Annotated in this window: 1 protein-coding gene; it reads left to right on the top strand. The window is 37.9% G+C overall.

The genetic code is table 11. The features are described 5' to 3' along the window. Positions 1 to 253: 253 nt before the first annotated feature. Entirely contained in the window at positions 254 to 1,489 is a 1,236-nt protein-coding gene (locus M3210_RS19880; RefSeq protein ID WP_251518027.1) for an IS110 family RNA-guided transposase, read from the top strand. Positions 1,490 to 1,503 lie beyond the last annotated feature (14 nt).

Consider the following 1,503-nt stretch of genomic DNA (forward strand, 5'->3'; position numbering starts at 1 on the left):
TCGTATTATAAGGTTAACCAGATGTTAAATATTTCTGGTTGACCTTATTTTTTATGGTCTTATTATTACATTGTAGCCGGGGCAGGACGGACGCACCCGTGGGACTTGATCCCGTCAGCTAAACTGTTCGCCCCCTACTTGTAGAAACATGATTGAGGCTGGTTGGGACAATGATCCCGTATAACAAGCGAAGCTATGATACTACAAGAAGGATTAGGGGTACCGGCAAATATATTTTTGGAGGAGATAACGAATGAATCCAGTAGTTGGTCTGGATGTAGCCAAAGGAGAGAGTCAGATTCAGGGTTATCTGGATAGAAAGAAACCTTATAAAAGTAGTTTTAAAGTTTCTCATACCTTGGAAGGTCTTGAAATTTTGCTTCACTTTTTAATTGAGATCGAGAATGAATCTGGTGTACAACCTCCAGTTGTACTTGAATCAACAGGCCATTATCACACGCCAGTTGTTCAATATTTAGATAAGCATAATTACTTGGTTATCATTGTAAATCCCTTGATTTCTTATAGGGCGAAGAGTTCCAGTTTACGTAAAGTCAAAACTGATATTATTGACGCTAGACATCTCTGCGAGCTGTATTACAAAGAAGAATTGGAGCCACAAAAGAGACGTGGGATACACCTTTTAAACTTGCGTAATCTTACAAGACAACATGACAACATCACAAGTATATATGTACAAACTAAATTACAATTTCATTCGGTGTTGGATCAGGTTTTCCCTGAGTATCGTGGGGTTTTTGGGGACTTATATTCCAGTGTCTCTTTACTTACTCTCATGGAATATCCAACATCCAAAGATGTTTTAAAAATAGATAAAGAGACTTTAGATGAAAAGATTCATGAATATTGCCCAAGACGTTCAATTGAATGGGCAGAAGCTAAGGCTGAAAAGTTAATAGCTGCGGCACATCGTAATCCATTTCAGGAAACCCTTTATCAAAGTCATATCCTAAGCATAGAAATGTATATCAAGATGCTTTTAGAATACCAGAAGCACCTATCTAAACTTGAGGATCAAATAGGTGCCTTGGCAAAAGAAATTGAAGAATTTAAGATTATCCAATCCATCCCTGGTATTGGTGAAAAAATCGCTGCAACGATTATTTCAGAAATTGGGGAGATTGATTTATTTGATAATCCTAAAAAACTAGTAGCTTTTGCCGGTATAGATCCCAGTGTCTTTGAATCCGGACGATTCAAGGGGACAGTCAATCGTATTACTAAAAGAGGATCTAGCCGACTGAGACATGCCTTATTTATGGCGGTTCGCTCCGCAATCCGTGATGCTCGCAAGCAAAAGACAACGGAAGAAATCATTCCTCGTAACAAGAAATTACGAGCATTTTATGATAAAAAACGAGAAGAAGGAAAGCCTTATAAAGTAGCGATAATTGCGTGTGCCAATAAACTATTACATTGGATTTACGCCATATTGAAAAGCAACTCTACCTTCCAAGATATTGCGTAACTAGTTAACTTAAC

The sequence above is a fragment of the Oceanobacillus luteolus genome (genome assembly GCF_023715655.1).
GTDB classification, from domain to species: Bacteria; Bacillota; Bacilli; order Bacillales; family Amphibacillaceae; genus Oceanobacillus; species Oceanobacillus luteolus.